16 protein-coding genes are annotated in these 21,519 nt (G+C 46.0%); 3 read left to right on the top strand and 13 right to left on the bottom strand.

Features of this window, described 5'->3' with window-relative positions; translation table 11 throughout:
• Positions 1-237: 237 nt before the first annotated feature.
• The 13 genes from ACLWMH_RS02935 to ACLWMH_RS02875 all read right to left on the bottom strand — a co-directional run bounded on the left by ACLWMH_RS02935 (position 238) and on the right by ACLWMH_RS02875 (position 17,228).
• Positions 238-1,203 carry a helix-turn-helix transcriptional regulator gene (locus tag ACLWMH_RS02935; protein ID WP_411915256.1) on the bottom strand — a complete coding sequence of 322 codons (966 nt, stop codon included), beginning with the start codon at positions 1,201-1,203 and terminating at the stop codon, positions 238-240.
• A 77-nt stretch (positions 1,204-1,280) separates the two neighbouring features.
• A complete protein-coding gene (locus tag ACLWMH_RS02930) occupies positions 1,281-1,811 on the bottom strand; it encodes a hypothetical protein (protein WP_411915255.1) in 531 nt (176 codons plus the stop codon).
• A gap of 156 nt (positions 1,812-1,967) precedes the next feature.
• Positions 1,968-3,728: a leucine-rich repeat domain-containing protein gene (locus ACLWMH_RS02925; RefSeq protein WP_411915254.1), complete on the bottom strand. Its 1,761-nt coding sequence runs from the start codon at positions 3,726-3,728 to the stop codon at positions 1,968-1,970.
• Positions 3,729-3,961: 233 nt separating this feature from the next.
• Positions 3,962-4,564, bottom strand: a complete 603-nt coding sequence (locus ACLWMH_RS02920; RefSeq protein WP_411915253.1) for a class I SAM-dependent methyltransferase — start codon at positions 4,562-4,564, stop codon at positions 3,962-3,964.
• 656 nt (positions 4,565-5,220) lie between these two features.
• Positions 5,221-6,237: a branched-chain amino acid aminotransferase gene (locus ACLWMH_RS02915; protein ID WP_411915252.1), complete on the bottom strand. Its 1,017-nt coding sequence runs from the start codon at positions 6,235-6,237 to the stop codon at positions 5,221-5,223.
• Positions 6,238-6,284: 47 nt separating this feature from the next.
• Positions 6,285-7,643 (bottom strand): dihydroorotase, encoded by a 1,359-nt coding sequence (locus tag ACLWMH_RS02910; protein ID WP_411915600.1) that lies wholly within the window; start codon positions 7,641-7,643, stop codon positions 6,285-6,287.
• Positions 7,644-7,658: 15 nt separating this feature from the next.
• Positions 7,659-8,399, bottom strand: coding sequence for a polyprenol monophosphomannose synthase (locus ACLWMH_RS02905; RefSeq protein WP_411915251.1), 741 nt, complete (start codon positions 8,397-8,399; stop codon positions 7,659-7,661).
• 63 nt (positions 8,400-8,462) lie between these two features.
• A complete protein-coding gene (locus tag ACLWMH_RS02900; protein WP_411915250.1) occupies positions 8,463-10,397 on the bottom strand; it encodes an NAD(+) synthase in 1,935 nt (644 codons plus the stop codon).
• A 63-nt stretch (positions 10,398-10,460) separates the two neighbouring features.
• A complete protein-coding gene (locus ACLWMH_RS02895) occupies positions 10,461-11,510 on the bottom strand; it encodes a S41 family peptidase (RefSeq protein WP_411915249.1) in 1,050 nt (349 codons plus the stop codon).
• Positions 11,507-12,370 (bottom strand): hypothetical protein, encoded by an 864-nt coding sequence (locus ACLWMH_RS02890; RefSeq protein ID WP_411915248.1) that lies wholly within the window; start codon positions 12,368-12,370, stop codon positions 11,507-11,509. The genes ACLWMH_RS02895 and ACLWMH_RS02890 overlap by 4 nt, the downstream gene beginning before the upstream one ends.
• Complete coding sequence (locus tag ACLWMH_RS02885) at positions 12,367-15,054, bottom strand: DNA gyrase/topoisomerase IV subunit A (RefSeq protein ID WP_411915247.1); 2,688 nt, start codon at positions 15,052-15,054, stop codon at positions 12,367-12,369. The genes ACLWMH_RS02890 and ACLWMH_RS02885 overlap by 4 nt, the downstream gene beginning before the upstream one ends.
• A 133-nt stretch (positions 15,055-15,187) precedes the next feature.
• Positions 15,188-15,502 carry a DUF4298 domain-containing protein gene (locus tag ACLWMH_RS02880; protein ID WP_411915246.1) on the bottom strand — a complete coding sequence of 105 codons (315 nt, stop codon included), beginning with the start codon at positions 15,500-15,502 and terminating at the stop codon, positions 15,188-15,190.
• A gap of 1 nt (position 15,503) precedes the next feature.
• Positions 15,504-17,228, bottom strand: a complete 1,725-nt coding sequence (locus ACLWMH_RS02875; RefSeq protein ID WP_411915245.1) for an alkaline phosphatase — start codon at positions 17,226-17,228, stop codon at positions 15,504-15,506.
• Between the two features lie 345 nt (positions 17,229-17,573).
• Between ACLWMH_RS02875 and ACLWMH_RS02870 the strand changes: the two genes are divergently transcribed.
• Genes ACLWMH_RS02870 through ACLWMH_RS02860 form a run of 3 tightly spaced genes read left to right on the top strand, consistent with a single transcriptional unit; the run spans position 17,574 to position 21,517 of the window.
• On the top strand, positions 17,574-19,136 hold the full coding sequence (locus ACLWMH_RS02870) for a DUF4301 family protein (protein ID WP_411915244.1): 1,563 nt from the start codon (positions 17,574-17,576) through the stop codon (positions 19,134-19,136).
• Positions 19,137-19,159: 23 nt separating this feature from the next.
• The gene (locus tag ACLWMH_RS02865; RefSeq protein ID WP_411915243.1) at positions 19,160-20,962 is read left to right on the top strand and encodes an aminopeptidase P family protein; all 1,803 of its coding nucleotides are present in this window, start codon (positions 19,160-19,162) and stop codon (positions 20,960-20,962) included.
• Between the two features lie 6 nt (positions 20,963-20,968).
• Positions 20,969-21,517: a gamma carbonic anhydrase family protein gene (locus tag ACLWMH_RS02860; RefSeq protein ID WP_411915242.1), complete on the top strand. Its 549-nt coding sequence runs from the start codon at positions 20,969-20,971 to the stop codon at positions 21,515-21,517.
• The last annotated feature ends 2 nt before the right edge of the window (positions 21,518-21,519 follow it).

Below are 21,519 nucleotides of genomic sequence, written 5' to 3'. Positions count from 1 at the left end.
TGATCCTCGGGTGTCCATAGCGTATTGTGCGTAGCAAACTCCTACAGTGGCCTATGATAGCCGTGCGTATCAGATGGATGCAGTATCCGCATTGAATTATAAGTTACTTCAAGTGAGAGTCAGTGACGCACTTATATGGATAAGTTACTGTCTTTTTGTTCGCACAGGAAGAGGCGGGTACATTTCTCGGCCTCATCAAATGTATGGTGTTCAATTTTGGGTTGTGCCGTAGCTTATTTACGCTTCGTTCTTTGGCGTGTAGTACGCCATAAGGGTCTGTGCAAAGTTATACATCTCTTCTCGTACGGGCTGAGGTTCAACAACCTCTATTTGGTCTGCCATCGCGAGCAACAATTGGTAGAGGTCGTATGTGGGACAGACCTCCAGCTCAAAGCGAGCCACACCCTCCACCTCTGAGGGTAGCTCTCTCTGCGACTCATGTATCGGTAGCGTGCGGAGATAGTCCGCGCCTTGACCATAGGCATTGACTAGCAGACGCACAGGCTCCTCCTCGGAGTGAATCACCCCACAACAGCCACGGTAGTAAGCCTCTATGTCAAAAGACTCATCCATCTCAAAGCTCTCCTCAAGCGGTTCGCAAGCTAAGATGCGATCCAGAGCATAGACTAGATAGACATCCTCAGGGCACGAGCCCCCATCCTCAGCGTTAAGCTCTACATTGCGTGCTGAGTAGTAAGGACTACGTGCCAAGAGATACCATCTGCGATTTGCTACTTTCAGATAATAAGGCTCCGCCTCGAAGCTGTAAGCCTCAGGTCTTCCAAACCCTTGATAAGTAATCTGTAGGAGTTTACCGTAACGCATCGCCTCGGTAATCACATGGAGCCACTTTCGGCCGGAAGGGACATGCTCAAAGAGTATCCGCCCCTGAAGCTTGCTGTCAGCTTGTATCTGATTCATCGCCGTGTAGGAGTCTATGAGCCAGCTGCGCAGGTTGTCCTGCTCCAGCTCCTCGGGATTGTCAATGTAGTAGCGGTAACCATCCTGGGGATCACATAAGATCTCCACCTCAAAGATGTCAAGAATTGCCTGCCGATGGTTATGAAAGGTCCGCTTCGGCAAGGGCTCATTATAACTCAATCCGCTCTCCTCCCAGTGACGACTGATCTCTTCAAAGGTAAGACGCCCATACTGACGAAATTGCTCGATCAGCCAGACATACCGTCCGAAAATATTTGCCATAACATCTCCATTCTTTTATCTGTGGCAAAGATACAATATCAGCTATGCCAAACCATAGCACAGCTGATATTGATAAGTTAGATCTCTCCCCTGACAATCTGGCGCTGTAGCTCTTTTGTTCGCTGCTCCATAATTGTTCTCCATAAAAGAGAGCGGTATAGTGCCTCTGCGGGGATTCTGTCCATGTACCGCTCCAAAAACTCAGTGCCATACAAATGCGATACCCTTGTATCGTTTGAGTATGGCTGATCTATCAGTGCAGACCAGTCCCACTTGTCAATGAAGCGATCTATCGTTTCATAGTCCAGTGGTACGGACTCATTACCCGACAATTTAGACCAGTCCCAAAAGTCGGCAAACTGCTCCAAGCAATCCGGAGTTAGAATGCTTTCACAATCTGTCCAGGAGAGCCTCTTCCAGTCTATCCAATTCTTAAATTGCACTAACATTGCCGGTGTCCATAAGATCTTATAATTCTCGGACACCCTCTCCCAGTCCAACTTATCTCTATACTTTTTGAGGGTCTCAAGCGTCCAAGGAAACTCTCCGGAGAGTTCTTTCCAAGCAGCATCATCTAGCTGCTTCTTTAATAAATCGTTTACCTCCATAGTACATATATTTATTGTTTGCGCTACAAAGGTACCTCATAGGGTGTGCCATATTGAAGCACAGGCTATTTATTTTAACTTAAAAGTAGGTGCCTTTTATTGTAAAAAGGAGCACCCTTGGTGTAGGGTGCTCCTGCTTATGGAGGTGAGAGCTCGTTATCGTTTGATAATCAAAGTTACGGAGTTTGACACGCCAAAGGCATTCTGAAATACAATAGGATAGATACCCTCAGGTAGCCCTTCGAGATAGAGCCGTACACTACCCTCTTCTTCTGCCGTAACTGTTTGGAGCAGTGTACCGTCTACACCATAGAGCCGAACTTCACTCATGGGTGCTGCGCCACATAGCATTGCTTCCGCGCTCGCCGGATTCGGGTAGAGGGAGACTTTACATTCTCTCGGGGTATTTTCAATTCCGGTTCCTGATTTTTCAACGAAAGTGACCACCAAAGTAACAAAGTTCTTCACGGTAACCTGCTTTGATTCGGTGATATCCTCTCCATTGGCTACTATGCTTTTTAGCTCCCAGTTTTCGGTAGGCGTAGCTTCTATGTTAATGATAGTGCCAAAGGGTATATCTTTGGCGTCCTTTACTCCGGTAATCTTTACTTCTCCTTTACCTTGTACTTCTGTCAATACACGGAACCGCTGCGTTTCATCACCTTTATATTCTTCCCACTCTTCTGAGCCACGATTAGCTAACACTTTCCAATTCTTGCTTTTTGCGATGTCTATGTCAGCAGCCAATACTTCATTTGCTTCTTGCTTTGTGCAGTCCTTTGCTGCAAGTACTCCTGAAGAATGTCCATTTCTCTTAGGCATATCATTCACAAGCTTATTAAATGCACTGTGAGACATACGATTGTTTGAGATTTGTATTGATGCGATCAACTTATTGTTCTCCGCATTTATTGTGAAGTCTTCTACTGCACATGAAGAGCAGTCTACACTTTGTATCGCATTACAATCACTTATGTCTAGCTTTTTGAGTGGATTATTATTGCAAACTAAGTAAGCGAGATGATGTATGGAGGAGAGATCGAGGGACGCAAGCTTATTTTTTTGACACCACACTTGTAGATTCTGTACGGAACTTCCTGAAACTTCAGACTTTGGCAATCTTAGTTGCTCCATTTCATTTTCATAGCATTGTACCAACTTGAGTTTATTCAAGCCCCTTAGATCCAAATTCTTTATCTGATTACCATAGCACCATAGATAAGTCAACTCCTTATTGTTACTTAAATCAAGGGTATTTAATTTATTCATGGCACAATTCAAGCGCACAAGCGCTTTGTTGCCACTTAAGTCCAAGGCAGTCAGATGAAGAGAGCTCATATGAGCCTCCTCCAGCAAGGGCAACTTTGTGAGGTTGATCTCACTAAAGGTCCCATTGAAGGCACAATTCAGATATCTAAGTTTGGGTGTTTCCTGTAGATTCAAAGAGGTCAAGTCGTTCGAAAAGCAGGAGAGTGAATCCAATGACGCTGCGCCCTTAATATCAAGAGAAGATATCTTACTGCGAGGACACTCTAAGACCCTTATATCGCCTTTTATAGTGACTTGATTACTTTCTAACGTGTATAATTCGTAAGCGCCAAATACGTCTTTTTCTTTTACCCCTTCCAGAGAGATATTTTTACCGTCCACACGCATAATCAGCTTAGCCCCGACGGCCTTACCGGTCTGCAGGGTTATCGTTGCTGTAGTGGCTTGCCCCTGTGTGATTTGTTGAGGTCTACCGAATAAATTGGTTGCATAGTCAAGTTTTGTCGCCGTCGAATTTTCCTGACTAAGTGTAGCTCTGCTGCGAATTTGTTTTGCAGTGGTAACCACAGTGCTGTGTGCTGCAGCAGGGAGTGTGAAGAACACGAGCAACCCGGCAAGCAGCAGATTCTTGGTAGTTTTCGTTTTCATGTTTTTGTTTTTCCTTTTTGTTTGTAAAGTATATTGCCTTATGCTATTCCCGAAGTGATTTCTCATTTCCTCGTAAAAGGTACATGTTATTATCCAATCGGCAATGAATTAAATATTATTTATTCTATGATAGGGGCAAGCTGAGCACCTATACACTCCCTTTTCCATCTCGGCAACATACTAAAAGTGAGCCCTCTCCCTACTCCGAGCCACCTCCATGGATGGCAGTTACACTAGATTTTTACAAAGGCGATGGCACACGACGGACACCCGTCCACCAGAAGGTAGCGCACCTCCTTATATCCCAATGTGCTGAAAAACTCTTGATAAGTGGAGAAGGTAAAGCTGTTTTTGAATTTTACACCCACTATTCTCAATAGATTCAGCCAACTGCGTGTAAGCAGATTTTTATGCTCAGGCTTCACGTAAGTGGGGATTATGATTTCCCCACCTACACGACATACGCGCCTCATTTCCTCCATTGCCTTCTTCGAATCGGGGAGTAAATGCAATACATTGCCCGCAATGACCTTGTCAAAAGAGTTTGTATCGTAAGGGAGCTGCGTAATATCAGCCTTGTCAAGGCGTAAATTGGTAGCCTGACTGCACTTTTTCTTCGTTTGGAGCAGCATTGCGGTGGAAAAATCCGTTGCCACAATGGATTGGCACAGCGGATATATCCGGTGTGTCAACAGCCCCGTACCACAAGCACACTCTAAAACATTATCGGTGGATTCGATCTGCTTAGCTACAATTTCACTCACTTTCCGATTAGCCTTTCCGTTCGTTACGTTCGTAGCTGCATCATAAATCTTTGCAACATTATCCCAAATCATAAGGTTTCTCCGTACATTTCTTGCTCTATTTACCTACTTTCTCCACAAAGATATTCGCTTCAAAGGTCACCGAGTTGCAAAATGCCGAGATGGCACATAGCCCCCACCCACATAGCATCGTTATTTCATTCAGGTTCAATCGAAGCATTGCAATTACCCATCCGTATAACCGCTCTTTTTCCTTGTGAGGTGCGCCTCGTCATCTCCGTATCAAAGGAGTTCTTTCTCCGGAAGAAACAGATTTTTTGTACCGTAGAATCAAATTTTTCATGCCGTAGAATTAGAAAAAAGGCTATAGGGTTTTTACAAATACCCTATAGGGTTTTTCAGAAAAGGCTATAGGGTTTTTCGGGAAAGGCTATAGGATTTTCTCTGATTACAGGGCACAAAAAAACGTTTCCTCTCGATAGAAATTTTGTTTCCTTGCGATCATTTTTCTGTATGCTCCGGATCTACAATTTGGTTATTCATGACTTGCGTACCTGTAACTCCGAATAGAGGATTCATTAACCACGGATTAACTGCTCTTTAATGCCGTTTAAGAAGCGGCAAATCAGCGGTAAACGGCAGAATAGATACAAAAAAAGTGGCATCCCGATAAGGGGATGCCACAAAGGATTGCTCTCATAGAGAGCCGTTTGTGTATGTAGCGTTGCTTACAAGACAGTAACCCATCCGTAAGGATCGGCTTCGTCACCATACTGAATGGCGCGGAGCTTGTGATAAAGCTTTTCGCAAACGGGACCGGGCTTGCCGTCCTTAGCGATTTCGTACGTCTTATGTTCGTCCAAGTCGTCGATGCGAAGGATAGGACTGATCACGGCAGCTGTACCGCAAGCACCGGCTTCTTCAAATTCGGCGAGTTCTTCTTCGGGAACGTGACGGCGCTCTACCTTCATACCCATATCTTCAGCCAACTGCATCAAGCTCATATTGGTGATAGAGGGCAGAATGGAAGTGGACTTCGGTGTGATATAGGTATTGTTCTTAATTCCGAAGAAGTTAGCGGGGCCGCATTCATCGATATACTTCTTTTCCTTTGCATCAAGGAAGAGGCATGCGGAATAGCCCTTTTCGTGGCAGAGAACGGTGGGCACCATACCGGCGGCATAGTTACCACCCACTTTGATCGTACCGGTACCTAAGGGCGCTGCACGGTCGTATCCGCGCATAATAGCCATAGGAGTGGGCTTGAAGCCTTCTTTGAAGTAAGGGCCTACAGGCGTTACGAATACAACGAAGAGATACTCGGGAGCAGGTTTAACCCCAACCTGTTCGCCCAATCCGATGAGCAAAGGACGAATATAGAGCGAAGCACCGCTTTCGTAAGGAGGAACAAAGCGTTCGTTGAGCTTAACTGCCTTCAAGCAAGCCTCAACAAAGAGTTCTTCGGGCACGGGCTGCATTACGACCCCTTCAGCGGAACGAATCATACGCTTAGCATTGTCGTGGATACGGAAGATACGAATCTTTCCATCCTTGCCGCGGAACGCTTTCTGACCTTCAAAGGCTTCCTGTCCATAGTGCAGACAGGTAGCTCCCATGTGAAGGGTAATAGTTTCGTCCTGAGTTACTTCCAACTCGCCCCACTTACCATTGCGGTAGTAGCAGCGTACGTTGTAATCTGTTTTGTGATAACCAAAGCCTAAAGAGGCCCAATCAGTTTTTTCCATACTTTAATACGTTTATCTTTACTTTAGTGTTTTTAATTTTCTATCTATCAATGCCTAAATAGGAGGGCTTTTGCAGCCGGACGTTCTTCACATAATTTACCTTTATAATATACCCGTTCGCCATTCAAGTAGGTAGCTTCCACCGAATGTTTGAAAGTCATCCCTTCAAAAGGCGACCAACCACACTTAGAGAGAATTTTATCCTTCGTCACCATCGTTTGCTGATTGGGGTCTATTACGACAATATCGGCATAATACCCCTCTCTCAAAAAGCCTCGTTTGGCCACTGCAAAGCGCATGGCCGGATAGTGTGCCGTTTTAGTAGGGATCGACTCCAAAGGCAGCTCGCCCCGATCTACCAAGGCCAAAAGAACCAGCAGGCTATACTGAATTAGAGGACCTCCTGAAGCGGCTTTTAGAGCACCCCCCTGCTTTTCTTCTAATAAGTGAGGAGCATGATCCGTAGCAATAACGGAGATACGCCCCTTCTGTACGCCTTCGAGTAGCCCCTCCCGGTCGTGTTCTGTTTTAATAGCAGGATTCCACTTGATGAGCGTACCCTTTTCAGCATAATCACCATCATTAAACCAAAGATGATGCACGCACACCTCTGCACTAATTGCCCGCGACTCCATAGCGTCCAAGGGATCAAAAAGTGCCACTTCTTTAGCAGTGGATAAATGCAATACATGTAGCTGAGTTCCATACTTAGTCGCACGCTCCAAAGCCTCGGCAGTACAGCGGTAGCATGCCTCCTCACTTCTTATCAGAGGGTGATACGACACAGGGGGATCTTCTCCCCATCGGGCAATGGCTTGCTCCCTATTTTCCCTTATGATCGCTTCCGACTCAGAGTGAATGGCAATGGGGAGAGGAAATTCCGCAAAAAAGCAATCCAATGCACGCTCATTATCCACCAGCATATTACCCGTAGAAGCCCCTAAGAACAGTTTTAAGCCGGGGATCAAGTGCGTGGGGATCTTTAGAGCTTCAGCGCAATTGGTATTAGTTCCTCCAAAGAAAAAGCCATAATTGGCCCAAGAGTGTGCGGCTGCATAGTCACGCTTCCACATAAGCGCATCGTAATCAATGGTTGCCGGCTTAGTATTAGGCATATCCATATAGGAGGTTACTCCTCCAGCCAAGGCAGCACGACTCTCTGTCTCGATATCGCCCTTATGCTCCATTCCCGGAGTACGGAAGTGCACCTGATCATCAATCAATCCGGGCAAAATAATTTTTCCTTGGCAATCTATACAGATATACTCCCGAAAGCGTTGAGATGCTTCTTCCAAAGAGAGTCTTCCCTCATGCACAACGGCAATCAGCTCACCCTCTATGCCTATAGAGCCGGTGTAGCAACGTCCCTCATTCACAATGGTTCCATTGAGCAATAAAGTTTTCATCGCCATACCCTCCAATTACTTTCGTGTGACCGGGAAAGAACCCTTACAGGCTCTGCGACTTAACTTAATCACACCGTGGAAAGCCTCTCCGAAGATAGAGCTACTCATCTTAGAAGTTCCTAGCTTACGGTCAGTAAAGGTAATGGGCACCTCCTTGATCTTATAGCCCAAGCGATAGGCTGCATATTTCATTTCTATTTGAAAGCCATACCCCTTGAACTCAATTGCATCCAGATCCAACCGCTCTAAAATAGCGCGCTTATAGCACACAAAGCCCGCCGTTGGGTCCTTTACAGGCATCCAAGTTACTGTACGAACATAAAGAGAAGCACCATAGCTAATAGTTCGGCGTAAAAAGGGCCAATCCTTTATACCTCCTCCTTTTACATACCGGGAGCCTATCGCCATATCATAGCCCTCATGAGCTACTGCACTATACAACAGAGGCAAGGCTGATACGGGATGACTAAAATCACAATCCATCTCAAAAATAAAATCATACCCGTGCTCTAACGCCCACTTGAAGCCTGTAATATAGGCTGTACCAAGTCCGAGTTTACCACTTCGCTCGATCAGATGAATCCGATTAGGATAGTCTGGCATCATAGCTTTGATCACCCCTGCGGTGGCATCGGGTGAGGCATCATCTACAAAAAGGAGATCAAATCCCTCTTCAAATGCCATCACTTGACGAATCATCTCCGCTACATTTTCGCGCTCATTATAAGTAGGAATTATGATTAAGCTATGAGCCATATTGTGTTATTCAGTGCTGCAGTATCAGTTCTATTCACTCTATCTTTCGTGCAAAGGTAACGATTATAGCATATCAATAGCACGGATCCACATCGTACCTACCGCATCACTCGGCATGCGCCACTCCCCTCGCGGAGAAAGGCTCAACTTTCCTACCTTAGGCCCGTCCGGCATACAGTTACGTTTATACTGCTGGCTAAAGAACCTTTTAACAAACTGCTTCATCGTACTCTTTATCAAAGCCTCATCATACTTACCGGCAAAAGCCACACTCGCCAGATAAAATACCTTTTCGGGGCTTGACTTACTGTAAATCATATGATAAAGAAAGAAGTCATGCAGTTCATAGGGGCCAATCAACTCTTCGGTTACTTGACTCATCTCTGACTCATCGTCTTTTACCGGGAGCAACTCAGGACTATATGGGGTATTTACAATGTCGGCGAGTACTGCAGCCAAATGCTCGCTCTGTGCTATATGGTTAGCGTACCAATTGGTAATAAGAGATACACAGGTCTTCGTAACAGTAGAATTAACACTATACATAGACATATGATCTCCATTAAACGTACACCATCCAAGAGCTATTTCCGACAAGTCTCCGGTACCAATCACAAGCCCTTTATGCTTATTTGCAAGGTTCATAAGCAACTCGGTACGCTCACGCGCCTGAACATTTTCAAAGGTTGTATCGTGCTGGGTAGGATCTTGTCCGATTGCTTGAAAATGCTTCAAGCAAGCCTCCTTAATGTCTATCTCCATAAAGGAGACACCAAGTTCCTTGCACATGGTCACCGCATTATCATGAGTACGCGAGGAGGTACCAAAGCCCGGCATGGTCACCGCAAAAATTCCATTTCGAGAAAGTCCTAATTTATCGAAAGCTGAGGCTGTAACTAATAGAGCCAACGTAGAGTCCAATCCTCCGGAGATGCCAATCACGGCATGCTCGGCCTTTATATGACGCAAACGTTGCACTAAGCCACAGACCTGTATTTCAAACATTTCTGCACAGCTTTCATTTTCGGGTATTTCTTCCGGTATGAAGGGGTTGCAGCGAATAGGCCGGTTCACAGGATAGGAGTCTTCAGCAGAGCGCAATTTAAATGGGATCTCTCTTACATCCTCTTGAGCAAAATGCGACACAGCACTCTTAAAACTACTATTAGTCAACCGCTCGTTTTGTATCTGTGTTACATCTATATCGCTCACAATCATTCGTTCGGAATAGTCAAAGCGCTGCATTTCCTCCACTATCTTGCCTATTTCCGCAATGAATGCCTTACCGGTATAGACCAAATCGGTAGAGCTCTCTCCGTATCCGCTGGAGGCATATACATACCCATACAGCCCTTGCGAAGAAAGACCGCTAATTAAGGAACGGAGATAGTTATGCTTTCCTACATTCTCATTGCTGGCACTCAAGTTAAAGATAATATGAGCTCCATACAATCCCAGTCGCGTACCCGGTGTATAGGGCGTCCACATATCCTCACATATTTCTATACCTATACCTACCTTACCGCTTCTGAATAGAATATTTTTTCCGATGGGTACCGTCTCATTCCCTATGGCTACCTCCTTGTATTGCAGTACTTCACTAGGAGAGAACCAACGCTTTTCCTGAAATTCTCTATAATTAGGAAGATAGGTTTTGGGAATAGCACCTAATATATGGCCGCTTTGGAAAACTACTGCACTATTAAAGAGCTTTTCTTCCACTCGAATGGGTATTCCTACAATTGCAAGCAGCTCACAATCTGCTGTTTCTTTAACTAACTGCAAAAGGGCGTTGTAAGCCTCTTCTATCAGAAAAGGATGGAGTAGTAAATCTCCGGCTGTATAACCCGTAATGGACAACTCCGGGAATAGGATTATCTCTACACCCTCTTTATCTGCCTGTCGGATCATACTTGCAATGCGATCCACATTATAGTAGCAATCTGCTACTTTTACATAAGGTACAGCTGCAGCGACCTTGACAAATCCATGTTTCATATATGCATTCCCTATCTATCAGCAACCCATTTCTTTCTATCGCTGAGTAAATCTTCTGTAAAGTTACTTATTCACGACATAATAATGATTGATAAAGCGAATTGCCTCCTCAATCAATGTATCCTTATCTGCGGCTACATCCTCATCTTTCAGCATCACGACTTTATCCGGAGCTATACCAAACTCAATATGCTTATCTTGTAGATCCGTTGTTACACTAGATGAATAGCGTACAGCCCATCCATTGGGAAGCTCGCTCGAACGTGGCAACCCGCCACCTCCTCCTGTGGTATCTCCCAGCAACGTAGCATAAGGCATTTCTTTCATATAGAGAGCAAAATCATTTGCGGCACTATACATTCCGCGATTGGTTAGTACCACTACAGGGCGTAACCATCGAATGCTTGTATGAAGGGTATCTATCGCCAACTCATGGCGTTCAGAGAAATCATGATGTCCCTTTCCTGACTTATAGCGCATATACCCTACCGGAGTGCGCTTCTCAGCAAAATGAGCAGCCAAAAGCTCTGCATAGCTCACACTACCGCCTCCATTATCACGCACATCCAAGATAATACCTTTACAATCCTTGAAGTGTAAAAACAGATAACCTATGTTGCCGGCTCCTATAGGGGAAGCAAAGCTATCATATACCATCAAGCCTATTCTATCTTTCGCATGACCATTGTAAGAGATCTTGTTGTATGCAATACCTGCTGCGGTACGATAATCCTCACCTAAATATAAATTTCTCACACGGTTGTCTATATTAGAAGGATAATTCTTGTACCAACCCTTATAGCGACTTATATCGAATGGGGTCAAAAGATTGACATGACCATCTTTTAATTCATTTACCAATAGAGCCATTGCATCAAACAGTTCATCACTATTCTTTGCAGCTCGTACAGCGGGCAGGTATTTATCATACATATCTTCCCAAGTACTATCCGCGGGGAGCTTTTCATCAAAGTAACAATAGCCCTCATCCAATATAGTCCACAGCGCACGATAGTTCGTCACGGCGTCTTGCGTGTACTCTCTCTCTGTAGAGCAGGAGGCACAGCACAATAAAACCGAAGCAACTAGTACAAAATCTCCCAGTTTTCTCATAATTCAAAAGGCTTGAATAAATATGGTGCCGCTTTATCTGAAGAAGCAGCACGACGCCCACGGAACCATAAAGTCTCAAAACTAATACCCACCATTCCCATATGGGTAATGCCACTTCTCTTCCGATCACTTATTCGCGCTATATCAGCATTCATTTTGTAGCCTAATTGAAGAGTAAGTACGTTCCATAAAGGCACATCCACTGTAAAAGCAAGTATAGACTGCAACTGATTACCCCAATGCGTAAAAAGCGCAGAATGAACAAACCCTTTATCCACAAACTCTTGCTCAAAATAGCTCTCCGCATAGCCAATTTTATTGCCTACTCCTATCGTATTGATATTTGCATAAAGCCTAAAAGCTATGGGCCATTTGTAGGAGGTCACACGCCAACCGACTAATACAGCAGCAGTCAAATTAGCTTTTGCATCTACCGAGACGGGATTGTTGCCGTTACGAGAATGCGACCTTGATCCTCCCGAAATGCAAATTCCCGGGCCCACAGCTAAACTAAAGCCGTGAGGCAAAAATAAACGATACATTACCTCCGGAATAAGCTCTGTACGAAAATAGTCAATTGAAGCATTCCCTGCAGGATTCAATACATGAGCATACTGCAGATCTGTAGCCAAGCGAAGCATCCACGGAGAGTCTTTCATAAGAGGGAACTCTCCCTCTCCTGTTAAGGAATAGCTTGTACCTCCATATCGTAGAGGACTCAACCACTCATCTGTAATCAATACTCCCCCTACTCCACCCTTAAAAGAAAGGTAAGTGGTTGTACTCTTAGGCGCCTCTTGTGAAAAGAGACCGAAAGCACTACTGAGTAAAAGAATCAAAAAAATGAAAGTTTGTTTCATATTCCATCGTCTTCAGTCTCATCCTCAGAAGCCTGGGCTATTAATTCAATATCTGCCACTTCATAAGTAGAGAGACGCTTTCCCTTAGCTGCAACCCCTTTAACACCAACGAAGTCAACGACATCTATACTTTCTTGAGGTCTATGTTCATCCTTACCTCCATAACATAGCTGCAATATAGGCTCCGCTGCATCACTCATACATACGAATACATTTTCTTCACCCTGCAGTGCAAATGGCTTTGCTCGATCGGTCAATTGGAAGCGTTTGAGGTAGGGGTACTGAGTCGGGCCCATTCTATACACTACACTCCATACTTTATTAGGATCAAAACGCTCTACTCTAAGCGGTTCGGAGGGGAAATGAACACTTTCGTCTACCTCTGTTGTATAGTAGAGTCCATCATTACGAACTACTAAAATCTTATCTCCTGCTTCAAACTCGCCTAAGTAGGTACCCTGTCCATCAAAGTTGATCCGTAATACATCCTTATCAAACCAAACCTTTCGTCCGCCAAGAGTTGAGGCACCTTTTTCCTTCAGTGTAATTCGTTGAATTGATGCCCGCGTAACTAAATTACCACGGCTTTGACGCCCCTTGATAAGTATCTCGCTAAAGTCCTTCTCAAATACCAAATTTCGCATTCTCAGCTGCTGCTTCAATGTAATACGCACTGTCTCAGCCTCCCCATTAGGATTCGCTGAAAAGTAAAGTACTCTCGACCCCTTCTCTGCGGTTGTCAGATCGTACTCTTTGTCGCGTACCATCCCCGTTACACAAAACCGCTTAATAAAGGAGGATCCTTGCGCACCACTCCGGTAAATCACATTGTATATAGTACGCTTATCATTACGCACATAGCGATCTATATGGATTACTTCCTTTCCGCCAAGGAACTTTTTTTCCTCTATTTTAGTAATCAAGTAAGTGCCGTCTCTAAAGAAAATAATCATATCATCCAAGAGAGAGCATTCAGCTACGAATTCTCCATTCTTAATCTGAGTACCGGCAAAACCGCCTTCACGATCGAAGTAGAGTTTTTCGGTTGCTTCTATCACCTTCGTTGCCTCTATATTAGAGAAGCGTGTTATCTCTGTTTTACGCTGACAATCAGAAAAATACTCTTCTATAAGACGATGGTAATAAGCGATTGTATAATCTGTAATGTGGGTGATATCATACTCCACTTGCTCCAGCTCTTTTTCAATACACAGGATCTTCTTGTCATGAGCAAGGCGATTGAAGCGCAAGATACGAGCCATTTTAATCTCTAAGAGTCGTTTCAGGTCCTCGCGTTTTATTGGCCTTACAAAGACTAAGTCCGGCATGGCCAAAATACGCTCTTTTATATAATCCAAAGCCTCCGTTTCGTTAGCAGCATCTTCAAACGGCTTCTCTTTATAAATACGCTCCTCAATAAATATACGCTCCAAAGAAGCGGCTACATGTCCCTCTTGCAGCACCTCACGGCGATGCTCCAGCTCCTCCTTAAGAAGAGAAACAGTGCGATCGGCACTATACTTAAGCAAGTCCGATATACCCAAGAAACAGGGTTTGCCGTCGCGTATTACACATGCATTGGGAGAAAGAGGCACCTCACAATCCGTAAAAGCATATAGACCATCTATTGTCTTGTCGGTAGAGACTCCTTGTGGCAGTTGAATGCGGATATCGGCTTCCTGAGCAGTCATGTCGTCGATGTGCTTTACTTTAATCTGCCCTTTGTCGTTGGCACGTAGAATAGAGTCAATAAGTGTAGAAGTAGTCTTCCCATAAGGGAGAGAAGTAATGCTAAGCTGCCGCTCCCCAATCCGCTCTATTCGGGCTCGGCTCTTTAGTTGCCCTCCGCGACGCCCATCGTTATAGCGATCTACATCAAGCAATCCACCGGTAGGAAAGTCAGGATAAAGCTCAAAACTTTTATTCTCTAGATAAGCAATAGAAGCCTCTAAAAGCTCTTTAGGGTTATGTGGATATATCTTAGAGGATAAGCCTACTGCTATTCCCTCCGCACCCTGAGCCAATAGCAAAGGGAAGCGCACAGGCAAGCAGACCGGCTCTTCAGCTGTAGCATCATAGGTAGGCTTCATCTCTGTTATATCGTCATCAAAAGCCACTTCCAAAGCAAATGGTGACAATTTAGCTTCGATATAACGTCCTGCCGCAGCCTCGTCTCCGGTGAGAATATTTCCCCAATTCCCTTGAGTATCAATCAGCAGACCTTTTTGTCCCAACTGCACCAACGCATCATTGATTGAAGCATCACCGTGAGGGTGGTAAGCCATCGTCTGCCCCACTATTTTGGCAACCTTATGCAGGTGCCCATTTTCGAAGAGATGCATCGCATAGAGCACACGGCGCTGTACAGGCTTTAGCCCATCCTCAATATGAGGAATGGCTCGCTCTAAGATCACGTAGGAAGCATAATCCAAGAACCAAGTACGGTACATACCGGGCAACGTGCGAATATCCTCCTCGACCGGCAAGGGAGAGCCATCTGACGAAACGACATCATCGAGAGTATCATTTCCATCTTCGTCATCTATCCCTTCCACGTTCTCTGAGGGTTCTTTCAAGCTCTTTTCCTCATGAAGCGAATTATCCAACGAAGATTCGTCTTGTATCCCCTGATCCGAAGAGTTTTTTCCAAATAGTCCCGCGTCTTCTCTTTCTTCTTCTGTCATCTTTTTATGTGATTCTCTATCCCTTGCAAAATTACTGCTTTCTTGCGATTAGTAAGAACAGCGCCACTACCACTAACTGCACACTGTAGAAACTACCGCTTAGTATAGTCCGATGCCATACTAAATAAGAAGCTTACTCCCTACTGCAAAGCATTTTATAAGCCATAGCTAAAAAGCAACGTCCCAACTCATCATGGTTAGTAAGCGTTTCATAGGAAAGGTCCTCACTCAGCACACTCTGTGGCACATCTTCGGGAACTTCTCCTCGGCAGGAAGCTTGGTAATCCTTCTGCCATGCACCGTAATAATATTGCTCTAAGAGCTTAAATTCCTCTTCTGCTTGCTCCACCTCTTCCACTAAAGCACTTGCACGAGCATATAGAGCGTCCAAAGCGTTCATACGCTCCGCCATTTCACGGATACGTTGCAGTCTTTTCTCATCTAACATACTATCTACTCTTTTCAATAATTTGTGCTACCTCCTTATTCAAGTAAAGTGTACTATTCTTGTCTACCCAAATAGCACTATTAGGCTGAATGATCACTTTTTGTTTGCCTCGTTTAAAGTCTTTTTGGCTTCCCAACTCCATGCGACGTGTATAGGGGTATATACGCACTTCTCGTTTGCCACTAAGGGTAAAGGTCAAATAATCGGGATGCTTTTGCGCGCCCACAATACGCAGCTTTTGACCGGGAAAAACTTCCTCAAAGGGTGCATAAGCCACATGAGTCAGTTCATTGAGTCTTCCCTGCAGGCCCCACAAACCGCACAAGTAGCTGTTCACCTCTGTATTGAGCAGTACTCCTTGAGGTCGCTCTCCATAAGGATGGTAGATACCCAAGAATACCTCTTCGCCCGTATGCCCATGCGTAGTAAATCCAAAGTGCATTCTACTTCGATAAATAGCAGCTACTGCATCCGAAAGAGCCGTACCATACATACTACTGGTCACCGCTAACGAATCCAAGGGAGAATGCCTATAGTCGTGCGCTGTATAGAGAAGATGCAAATCATCCTCGTTCAATGTAATACTGGCAAAAGTGCGAAAGAGTTCTTCGGCACGATCCGAGTCTGCTGCATTAAGTTGCTGTGCCATTCCACTGGCTGTAAGACGAATAGAGGTAAGTAACCCGAAAAGCTCTTCCGCCTTGGCTTTGTCGTAATGCCTCAGCGTTGCTTCTCCGATGCTAATGCCACTATTGCCATGATCCGGCACTACCAGCACCATGGTCTCACCATTGCTTTTGGCAAATTCTATTGCTGTGCGCACCGCACGATCAAAAGCGAGCATTTCAGTTGCTATTCCTACAGGATCATTGGCATGAGCTGCCCAATCCACCTTACTTCCCTCTACCATAAGAAAGAAGCCCTCATCATTTTCCTCTGACAAGCAGGCCAATGCTTTTGCGGTCATCTCTGCCAAAGAGGGGACCGCTGTGGTATCTCGATCCAAGTCGTAAGGCATTCCCATCGGACTATAAAGAGACCAAAGTCGCTTTCCCCGATAAGCCCGCATTGCCGGCAGATCATCTTCAATCAGATCTATTTGCTGCGAGGAGAGTAGACTTCGCATAGTAGCATCCATCAGTGAAACGCCCCCACCGATTAACACATCCACCGGTAGAGAGGCCATTTGTGGAGCAATTACGTCGTACCGCTTGCGACTATAGGTATGTGCCACACAGTCGGCAGGTGTAGCATGAGGAAACTCGCATGTCACCACCAAGCCGACGCGCTTATTCAGCAACCACTTACCAGCCTCGGCAAGGGTTACGGCGGGGCGGTATGCCATTGTCTCATCCACCGGCACGATATCATGATCTGTTGCTACCGGATAAGTAGAAATAAAGCCTGTTTGGCTCACCACACCACTCATATAACAAGAGGAAGTGGGTGCCGAATCTCCAATCGGAGCATCGGAGGAATGGGTAATAACGGACCCACACATCAGTTCGTCTATGGCAAGATGCTGTTGGGAAGGTGCCAAATAGCGTTGATACCAACGAGCAAGGGAGAGCGTGGAAAGTGAGGTTCCATCCGGGATCATTACGATAATGTTCTTCACCGGTGCAATACTATCCGGCAGAGCAGCATTAAGCGGATGACAAGTAAGGGCAATCATAACGACTGCCACAGCAGGGGAAAGAAGTTTAAGGAGTACTTTTCTATTCATAGCGTTCTTCAATATCTATTTTTCTCTCGCAAAGATAACGACTAATCCTTGCAGAATAAATAACAAGAGCCGATACCCCTCTGAGGTTGGAAAACCATGCGATGCAATATAGCTGAAGACAATCGGAGTTTGCCCTACTTGACAAGCCCACCGCTCCCGATTAGAGTTGCCTCTCAATGAGTCATCCGATTAACAAGATATTTTCTCCTTTCTCTCCTCCACTTATCATTTAATTCGGAAAAGGTATAGGTATTTACAAACATTCAATGCGAATTAACTACCTTTACCGAGCGGACGAGTAACATTCTTCGTACCTCTCCGACAATTAAGTAAGAGGCTATGAATATGAATACAGATCAAGACAACCAATGGAGTGCTTCCGACTTGGAGCAATTTGCTGAGGCAGGTATTAGCGAAAGCGAGGCTATGCGCCAATTGAAGCTACTCCGAGAGGGGGCACCCTTTGCAGATGTAGTAGCTGCAGCAACTACCGAGCATGGCATTATGTGCATCTCCGGAGATGAAGAGGTGGGCTATTTAGAGCTTTGGGAACAGTACCGGCAAAGCAAAAATGCATCAGTTCTAAAGTTTGTGCCGGCAAGTGGTGCGGCGAGCCGTATGTTCAAGATGCTTTTCCCTATTCTGGAGAGCAATGAGAATACACCTCTAACGGAAGAACAGCAAACTTTCTTTGATCACATTGAGGACTTCGCCTTTGCACAAAGACTCAACGAGACTACGCTCCGCAAGGTGTGGATGAGCGTAAGCAAACTAATGGAAACCGGCCGCTACAAAGAGCTGGTCGAATTGCTGCTCACCGACAAGGGCATGAACTATGGCGCCACACCCAAAGGGATGATTTATTTTCATCGCTATGACCATGAGCGACGCAGTGCCGCCGTGGAGCATTTGGTCGAGGGGGCTTATTATATCAAGGACCGCAATGGCAATGTAGCCATCCACTTTACTGTTTCGCCTTCCGGGCTGGAGCAGTTCAAATCGCACATTGAGCGTTATCGCCCCAAAGTAGAAGATGCGCTCGGCGTGCTGTTCGATATAAGCTATTCAACCCAGAGCCCCTCTACCGATACCATTGCCATTGATCTATCGGGGAAGCCCTTCCGTAATGAGGATGGCTCTCTGCTACTCCGTCCCGGTGGACACGGATCACTCATAAAGAATCTCAATGAGCAGGAAGCGGAAGTAATATTCATCAAGAATATAGACAACGTTACTCCCGACTACTTAAAAGGCAACACTATTCGCTACAAAAAGCTACTCGGTGGTATTCTCCTGGCTACCGTAAATCAGATCAAAGCCTACTTAGAGCTGTTAGATCGTCCACGTACCTCTCGTACCCAGTTGGAAGAAATGCAGCGCTTCCTAAAAGAAAAGCTTTGTATCGAACTCAACACCGATGAGGAGACCTCCGACAAAGATCTTGCCCATATGATTCGCGAAAAGCTCAATAGGCCGGTACGCGTGTGCGGCATGGTAAAGAACGAGGGAGAGCCGGGCGGAGGCCCTTATATTGTGAGAGATGCTGACGGCTCTACTTCACTCCAAATACTGGAGAGCTCTCAAATCGACAAAGGGAATGAACGAATTCGCTCCTTGTGGCAAACGAACGGGTTCTTCAATCCCGTTGATTTGGTCTGCTATACCCGCAATTACAAAAACGAGCACTTTGACCTACACTCTTTTGTAAATCACAAGAGTGCTTTTCTCTCGCAAAAGAGCAAGGAGGGGAGAGAGCTGATTGCCTTAGAGCATCCCGGCCTATGGAACGGAGCTATGTACTACTGGAATACGCTATTCGTAGAAGTACCGGCGGATACCTTTACACCGGTTAAAACAGTGTTGGATCTGCTGCGTCCCGAGCATCGACCCATCCCAATGGAAAGCTAATTACATCAAAATCTATTATACCCATGACAAAATCAAATAACCGTATCACTGAGCGCGTAGCGTCGTTACGCAGCGCCATGAAAGAGCAGGGCTTCGATGCCTATATCATACCCTCCGGTGATGGTCACTTAGGCGAGTACACACCCGAGCATTGGAAGGGGCGCGCTTGGATAAGCGGATTTACCGGAAGTGCCGGCAAGGTTGTGATCACAGCCGATAAGGCTATTCTTTGGACCGACTCGCGCTACTTCTTGCAAAGTGCAGAGCAAATCAAGGGCACTCCCTTTGAATTGTACAAAGAGGATGTACCCGGGGTGGCTACTTTGGAAGAGTTTCTCAGCACTCTGGGGAACGGCAAAGTAGTGGCTTGCGACGGCAACTGCTTTAGTCAGGCGCAAATCGAGCACCTTGCAGAGTACTTGAAACCGTTTGGGGTTACCATCGCCACAGAGCGTGATCTCTTGGACACGATCTGGAGCGACCGACCCGAAATACCCAAGAATCCTTTCTATCTCTATCCCGACGAGTTCTCCGGAGAGGCTACCGGCGACCGCCTCAACCGCATTCGCAAAGAGATTAAAAAGCATGGAGCCGACTTCACCATCGTGACTATGCTGGATGAACTGGCTTGGCTATTTAACATCCGCAACAGCGATGTAGAGTGCAATCCCGTAGGTATCGGCTACGGCTACTTAGATCAGAAGCAGGCTATTCTCTTCACGTTTGCTGAAAAGCTTACAAAGGAAGTAGCCGATAAGCTAAGCCGAGAAGGAGTTGCTATCAAGCCTTACGAAGAGATATTCTCCTTCTTGGCAAAAGTGTCTCCGACGCAAAAGCTGCTCATCGATAAGGGTCGCATCTCGCACAACGTATTTGCTGCGCTTCCCGAGCAGATCGCTACCGTAGAAGTGGTACCATCGGTGATCACCATTCAGAAGTCCTACAAAAATCCTACTGAGTGCGCCAATATTCACCGCGCCATGCTGCGCGATGGTGTAGCACTTACGCGTTTCTTTATGTGGCTGGAGAATGCACTCAACCGAGGCGAAACATTTACCGAAGTAGCATTAGATAAGTATTTAGCCGACTTCCGTGCTGCCGACGACATGTATATCTGCGACAGCTTCGATACCATTTGCGGCTATCAGGACCACGGGGCTATCGTACACTATCGTGCCCAAGAGGATACTTGCTACACGGTACGCAATGAGGGCGTGCTTTTACTTGACAGCGGTGCGCAGTACAAAGATGCCACTACCGACATTACCCGCACCATTGCATTAGGCGATAAGGCTCCCGATAAGCAGCTCGTTGAAGACTATACGCTGGTACTCAAGGGCCACATCGCTATCGCTACGGCTCAGTTCCCCGAGGGCACACGCGGCAACCAACTGGATATACTGGCCCGCAAGCCTCTTTGGGATCGCGGACTAAGCTACGGACACGGCACAGGGCACGGAGTAGGCGTTGCGCTCAACGTACACGAAGGACCGCAAAACATTCGTACCGACAACAATCCCACCCCCATGGCAATCCATACCTTTACCAGCAATGAGCCGGGACTTTACCGCGCCGGTAAGTGGGGCATCCGCATTGAGAACTTGATCCTCACAGTTGAAAAGTGCCAAACAGACTTCGGCCGCTTCTTCGGCTTTGAGACCCAAACCCTCTGCTTCCTCGACAATCGTCTCGTAGATAAGTCCATGCTCTGCGACAAAGAGCGCACATGGTACAACGAGTATCAGGAGCAGGTATATCGGGAACTCTCTCCCCTACTCACCAAAGAGGAGGCCGCTTGGCTTCGGTCCAAGACTTTACCGCTCTAAGCCGTTATGGGAAAGATTATTCCGGTAAGGGGCTTCACCCCTGTTACAGGCACCAATCTATTCCTCGCAGAGGGAGCTTGTGTGGTGGGCGACGTAGTAATGGGCGATAATTGCAGTGTATGGTTCAATGCCGTGGTGCGCGGTGATGTCAATAGCATCCGCATTGGCAATAATGTCAATATACAGGATGGCAGTGTGCTGCACACCCTTTACCAAAAGTCTACCATTGAGATTGGCAACTATGTATCCATCGGGCATAATGTGGTGATACACGGTGCGAAGATAGAGGACTATGCGCTCATCGGTATGGGCAGTGTAGTTATGGACCACGCCGTAATAGGCGAAGGCGCCATCATAGCTGCAGGTGCCGTAGTACTCAAAGATACGGTCGTACCGCCACATACCCTTTGGGCCGGCTGCCCTGCCAAAATGATCAAGCAGGTATCCCCCGATCAGGCCGCTACCATGAATCAGCGCATTGCGCACAACTACTCCATTTATGCCTCTTGGTTCACCCGACCTGATGAACCGCAAAGAGAGCCGAAAGAAGAATAGTA

The sequence above is a fragment of the Porphyromonas miyakawae genome, from assembly GCF_045865415.1.
GTDB lineage: Bacteria > Bacteroidota > Bacteroidia > Bacteroidales > Porphyromonadaceae > Porphyromonas > Porphyromonas miyakawae.
This window is presented reverse-complemented; position numbering and strand designations above follow the sequence as displayed.